This is a genomic window from Parvibaculum sp. (assembly GCF_035511255.1).
Classification (GTDB): Bacteria; Pseudomonadota; Alphaproteobacteria; order Parvibaculales; family Parvibaculaceae; genus Parvibaculum.
In genome coordinates, this window is record NZ_DATKFR010000360.1 from 1 (window position 1) to 5,888 (window position 5,888).

The window sequence follows — 5,888 nt, forward strand, 5'->3', positions numbered from 1 at the left end:
ATGGGGCTGACGCGGTTTTCTTACGAAGTTTTAAACCAGAAGCACGAGGTCGTGATGACCATGGTCGGCTGGGCCATGTATGGTCGCCGCCATCCTGGCCAAACGGTGGAGGCCTGATGCCCTGGTTCGAAGACATCGAGATCGGCACGCGGACTGAACTCGGGACCTATCGCTTCAGCGAGGAGGAGATCATCCGCTTCGCCACGAAATATGACCCTCAGCCTTTCCACATCGATCCCGTAGCGGCGAAAATCGGCCCCTTCGGTGGGCTCATCGCCAGCGGCTGGCACACGACGGCGACCTGGATGAAGCTGATGGTGCCGCATATTCGCGGCCGCGTCGACAAGCCGGACGAGGACGGGCGCACACCCGCTGCGGGCCCCTCGCCCGGCTTCCTCGACATGAAATGGCCGACGCCTGTGAGACCCGGCGACACGATCAGCTATTCGACCACCGTCGTCGAGAAACTCGACATGCGCTCGCGGCCCGGCTGGGGCATCCTCAGGAGCCGCAACGAAGGCGTGAACCAGAAGGGCGAACTCGTGCTGAGCTTCATCGGCCAGGCCCTCATCGAACGGAAAACACCAGCAAGGGAGACGAAGTGATGTCGCACAAGGGCAAGATGATCACGCTGAAGAGCGGCGACGGCGCCGACATTCTCGCTTACGAAGTGAAGGCCGAAGGGGCGCGCAAAGGCGGCCTCGTTCTCATCATGGAAATCTTCGGCGTCACCGATCACATCAAGGATCTCTGCGACGGCTATGCGGCGCGCGGCTACGACGTCGTCTCGCCGCAGCTCTACGATCGGCAGATCAAGGACTTCAAGGCGACCTATTCCCAGGAAGACATCCAGAAGTCGCTCGAGTACCGGGCGAAGAACCCGATCGAAAACGCGGTCATGGATGTGCAGGCGAGCATCGACCGGCTGCGCGCGGAGGGTGCCGAGAAAGTTTTCATCACCGGCTATTGCTATGGCGGGACGGTTGCCTGGGTGGCGGCCTGCCGCGCCAACGGGCTCGATGCGGCCGCCTGCTATTACGGCGGCGCGATCAAGGATTTCGTCGCCGAGAATCCGAAATGTCCGACCATCAATCATTTCGGCGAGAAGGATCATTCGATCCCCATGGACGTCGTCGAGAAGATCAAGGCCGCGCATCCGGACGTCCCCTCTTATGTCTACGACGCCGACCACGGCTTCAACTCCGACCGCCGCAACAATTACGACAAGGCGGCAGCCGAGTTGGCGCTGAAGCGGACGCTGGAACTGTTCGAGAGCGTCTGAGGCGACCCGCAGCTCATTACTTTCCCAAAAAATCAGTGTCATCCCGGCGAAGGCCGGGATCCATCTTTACAGCGTCAATTGTTGAAAGACCCGTGGATCCCGGCCTGCGCCGGGATGACAGTCATTTGGTGCGACGCAATTCCATTGCGTCATTGCCAATCATCGCCATATTGATGGGTGTCCAATGCGAGTGACGCCCATGAAAAAGCCGAACGACCTCCAGCTTCTCGACAATCAGCTTTGCTTCGCGCTCTATTCCGCGTCATTGCAGATGACGAAACTTTATAAACCGCTGTTGGCCGGGATCGGCCTTACCTACCCGCAATATCTCGTCATGATGGTGCTGTGGGAGGAAGACGGGATCACCGTCGGGGCGCTGGGCGAGCGGCTGTTCCTCGATTCCGGCACACTCACGCCGCTTCTCAAGCGGCTGGAAGCTGCGAAACTCGTGAAGCGGATGCGCAACGAGGCGGATGAACGGCAGGTCCTGATCCACCTCACCGACAAGGGACGGGCCCTGAAAAAGGCAGCAGCCGGCATTCCGGTCCAGGTCGCCTGCGCGGCAGGGCTTCCCATCGACGAACTCGTCAACATCCGGAAAAAGCTCGAGAAACTGCGCGGGAAGCTCGCGGCGTAACCGAAATCGCGAAATCCCGCCATGAGCTTCGCGGAAGCCATACGCGGCTGGAACCTCGAAAAGATTCGATAAATATATTGCGCACAATATAATTGATCACTACATGACGGCTGCAACCGACCTCAACAGGAGACCTCCATCATGAAGATCCTCTATGAAGCCCAGGCCACATCCTCCGGCGGCCGCACCGGCGAAGCGAAAACCGCCGACGGCAGGCTTGCCGTCAAGCTCGATACCGTGAAGGAGCTGGGCGGCGCGGGCGGCGACGGCACCAATCCCGAACAGCTTTTCGCGGCCGGTTATTCGGCATGTTTCCACAGTGCGATGAAATTCGTGGCGGGCCAGAAGAAGATCAGGGTTCCGGCGGATTCCGCCGTTACCGCCCATGTCGGCATCGGCCCGAACGAGAAGGGCGTCGGCTTCGCGCTCGATGTGACGCTTGAAGTTTCGCTGCCGGGGCTCGATCATGCGGAGGCGGAAGCTCTGGTTCACGAGGCGCATCAGGTGTGCCCCTATTCCAATGCAACGCGCGGCAATGTCGACGTGAAACTGGTCGTCCTCTGACGAACCGAAAAGGCAGGAGCGAGCCATGAGCGACCGGAACGCATTCGATTTCACGTTCACCAGCCTCAAGGGCAAGCCCCTGCCTCTGAAGGAGTTCGAGGGGCATCCGCTGCTGATCGTCAACACGGCCTCGAAATGCGGGTTCACGCCGCAATATAAGGGGCTCGAGGCGGTGTGGCAGAAGCACAAAGCCGACGGCCTTGTCGTTCTCGGCGTGCCGTCCAACGATTTCGGCAATCAGGAGCCGGGCAACGCGTCCGAGATCGCGACATTCTGCGAGACGAATTTCGGCGTCGATTTCCCGCTCACGTCGAAAGTCGTCGTCAAGGGGCCGGACGCGCATCCGCTGTTCAAGTGGATGGTTTCGCAGGGCGGCATCCTCTCGAAGCCGCGCTGGAACTTCTACAAATATCTGATCGGCCGCGATGGCCAATTGAAGACCTGGTTCGCCAGCATCACGACACCGGAGTCGGCGAAGTTCCAGCGCGCGATCGAGGGGCTGGTGAAGCGGTGACCCTCTAGCCCTCTCTCCTCCGGGGAGAGGATTGGGTGAGGGGCGGCCGGGAAAAGAGTCTTGCGAAGTAGCCCCCTCACCCGACCGGCTATGCCGGTCGACCTCTCCCCGATGGGGAGAGGTAAAGATCGATACGCCGCTTTCAGGGCCCCGGAGCTTCGAGGATCGTGCGGAAGCCGAGGTGGCTCGTCGCGAGATCGGCCTCCTGGCCCTGCCGCGCGCCGGCGCGGTAGCGCATGCAGTAGTTCGGCGCGCAGAGATAGGAGCCGCCCTTGATGGTGCGGCGCGCGGCGTCGCCGTCATAGATGTCGGTGGTCCATTCCCAGACATTGCCGATCATGTCGTAGAGGCCGTAGCCGTTCGGCTTGTAGCAACCGGCGGGCGCGAGGCCGACGAAGCCGTCATCGCCCGAATTCAGGACCGGGAAGATGCCCTGCCAGGTGTTGGCCTCTTTCGGCTGCTCATGCTCGGCGAGCGGACGGGATGAGCCGCCACGCGCCGCCCACTCCCATTGCGCCTCGTCGGGGATCGTACGACCCTTCCAGCGGGCATAGGCCTCAATGTCGGCAAGTGCGACGGCGACGACCGGATAATTCTCGTGGCCGTCGATATTCGTCCGCGGGCCGCCCGGATGGCGCCAGTTCGCGCGGGGGATGTATTGCCACCACTGGCTGATGTCGCCCGAACCGTCGACCTTGTTCGGCATCACGAAGACGACCGCGCCGGGCGCGCGCATGTCGGCCGGCAATTCGGGATGCGCCGCCGCGTCGACCGGACGCTCGGCCACGGTGACATAGCCGGTCGCCGCGACGAAGGCCGCGAACTCGCGGTTCGTCACCTCATGGCGGTCGATCCAGAAGCCTTTCACATCGCGTTCGCGGATCGGCCCCTCCTCCGCATAGACCGTATCGCCCATGCGGAGCCTTCCGCCCGGCACCCAGAGCATGCCGGGATGTGGCCCCTCCGTGTCGAGCGAAGCCGGGAGACATTGCTTCGGTTCCGTACGGGCGAGCTTTTCCGCATCGCGCCCGCCGACGAACCAGAGAACCGCGATCGCGGAGATGGCGATGAGCGCAATGCCCAGAGCCACCGCCGCGATCAAGCGTCTCCCCCTCGGAGGCATCAATTGGCCCAGTAGATATATTCGTCGTCCGGGCTATCCGGAAACTTCGCCGGATTCTCCGGATGGTCGATCGCGATCGGTCCTTCGGCGAGTTCCGGCCAGAGCGGCTTTGCCTGCTGGCCGTCGATACCGGCAAGGACGCCCCTCAGTTGCTTTACCTTCTCCGGTTCGACATCGGCGAGGTTCTTCTGTTCAGTGGGATCGTCCTTCAGATTGAAGAGCCAGTCCTTCTTCGGCCGCTCCGAAACCTGCAGCTTCCAGTCGCCGTCGAGCAGCACCTTGTAGTCGCCCGAGCGCCAGAAGAGCGTCTGGTGCGGACGGCCTGCTTCCTTGCCTTCGAGGAAGGGCAGAAGGTTGACGCCGTCGATGACCCGGTCCGTCGGCACCGCCGCGCCGGCCGCGCCGGCGGCGGTGGCGAAGATGTCGACATGGCCGACGGGCAATCCGAATTTCGCGCCGGCCGGCAGCACGCCCGGCCACTTCATGAAATAGGGCACATGGATGCCGCCTTCGAAGAAGGTCGCCTTCCAGCCGCGATAGGGCTTGTTGAGATCGGGCAGGCCGATGTAGCTCGCGCCGCCATTGTCGCTGGTGAAGATCACCAGCGTGTTGTCGTCGAGCCCCTGCTCCTTCAGCGCCTGCAGAACGCGGCCGACATTGCGGTCGAGCGCGCGGATCATCGCCGCGTAGACGCGCAACTCATGATCCTGGATCATCGGCAGCGCGTCATAGTCCTCCTGCGTCGCCTGCAGCGGCGTATGCGGTGCGTTGAAGGCGAGATAGATGAAGAAGGGACGGTTCTTGTTCGCCTTGATCGCGTCCACCGCCTGCTCGCCGAGATAGTCGGTCATGTATTTGTCGGGCGCGAAGCGCGGGCCGCCGTCCTTGCTCACGGCATAGGGCAGCGCCGCCCAGAGGAACTTGTCGATCGGGTCCCAGGGTTGCTTCGCCTCCTGGATGCCGGGCGCGCCCGACGGCGCGTAGAGCTGGCCGCCCATCAGGAAGCCGAGCGACTCGTCGAAGCCCTGCGCCTGCGGCCGCATCTCGGGCAATTCGCCGAGATGCCACTTGCCGAACATCATGGTGTGATAGCCCTGCTTCTGCAGGAGCTTCGCCACGGTAATCTCGCTCGGCGGCACACCGAGCGAATTGATCGGCGGGTAGTTCTTCGCGTTCTCGGCGAAATAGATCGGGTTGCGCAGGCCGCGATTGTCCTCGCCGACCATCTTCATGAAGATCGGATGCGAGGGCGTGAACTCATAGCCGAAGCGCGTCGCGTAGCGCCCGGTCATGATCGCGGCGCGCGAGGGTGCGCAGGTCGCGTTGCCCGCATAGCCTTGCGTGAGATCGACGCCCTGATGCGCGATGGAGTCGATGTTCGGCGTCGGCACGACACCGCCCGCGACGCCGCCGCCATTGACCGTGATGTCGTTCCAGCCGAGATCGTCGGCGAGGATCAGCACGACGTTCGGCGGCCGCTTGCCCTGGGGCGCCGTCTCCGGACCCTGCTGCCAAACGACGGGCTGGTTCGGGCCGATGGGGTCCTTGAAGCGGGTGACGATCCGCAGCAGCACGATCGGGTTCTGCTTGACATAGATCGCCCCGCCGACGGCGACGACCGCCAGCACGGCCAGCGTCGCCCCGCCCCATTTCAGGAATTTATTCATCTCGCTCCCCTCCCCGCATGGAAGCGCCCTGTTGGAGCGGGCGCTTCTCATTTAATGTGATCCATTAGAAACTAACGGAAGGCGGCGGGGATGGCAATGGG

At 62.8% G+C, this 5,888-nt stretch carries 7 protein-coding genes; 5 read left to right on the forward strand and 2 right to left on the reverse strand.

Going from position 1 to position 5,888, the window contains the following annotated elements:
- The first annotated feature begins 116 nt into the window (after positions 1-116).
- The 5 genes from VMR03_RS13815 to VMR03_RS13835 all read left to right on the forward strand — a co-directional run bounded on the left by VMR03_RS13815 (position 117) and on the right by VMR03_RS13835 (position 2,997).
- Entirely contained in the window at positions 117-605 is a 489-nt protein-coding gene (locus VMR03_RS13815) for a MaoC family dehydratase (protein ID WP_325406182.1), read from the forward strand.
- The gene (locus VMR03_RS13820) at positions 605-1,282 is read left to right on the forward strand and encodes a dienelactone hydrolase family protein (RefSeq protein WP_325406184.1); all 678 of its coding nucleotides are present in this window, start codon (positions 605-607) and stop codon (positions 1,280-1,282) included. The genes VMR03_RS13815 and VMR03_RS13820 overlap by 1 nt, the downstream gene beginning before the upstream one ends.
- 199 nt (positions 1,283-1,481) lie before the next feature.
- Positions 1,482-1,919 carry a MarR family transcriptional regulator gene (locus VMR03_RS13825; RefSeq protein ID WP_325406186.1) on the forward strand — a complete coding sequence of 146 codons (438 nt, stop codon included), beginning with the start codon at positions 1,482-1,484 and terminating at the stop codon, positions 1,917-1,919.
- Between the two features lie 141 nt (positions 1,920-2,060).
- Positions 2,061-2,483, forward strand: a complete 423-nt coding sequence (locus VMR03_RS13830; protein ID WP_325406188.1) for an organic hydroperoxide resistance protein — start codon at positions 2,061-2,063, stop codon at positions 2,481-2,483.
- Positions 2,484-2,508: 25 nt separating this feature from the next.
- On the forward strand, positions 2,509-2,997 hold the full coding sequence (locus VMR03_RS13835) for a glutathione peroxidase (protein WP_325406190.1): 489 nt from the start codon (positions 2,509-2,511) through the stop codon (positions 2,995-2,997).
- 142 nt (positions 2,998-3,139) lie between these two features.
- On the opposite strand, the gene VMR03_RS13840 is transcribed toward VMR03_RS13835, so the two are convergent.
- Together VMR03_RS13840 and VMR03_RS13845 are read right to left on the reverse strand one after the other, a co-directional pair.
- The gene (locus VMR03_RS13840) at positions 3,140-4,099 is read right to left on the reverse strand and encodes a formylglycine-generating enzyme family protein (protein WP_325406192.1); all 960 of its coding nucleotides are present in this window, start codon (positions 4,097-4,099) and stop codon (positions 3,140-3,142) included.
- 20 nt (positions 4,100-4,119) lie between these two features.
- Positions 4,120-5,787, reverse strand: coding sequence for a sulfatase-like hydrolase/transferase (locus tag VMR03_RS13845; protein ID WP_325406194.1), 1,668 nt, complete (start codon positions 5,785-5,787; stop codon positions 4,120-4,122).
- Positions 5,788-5,888: the final 101 nt, after the last annotated feature.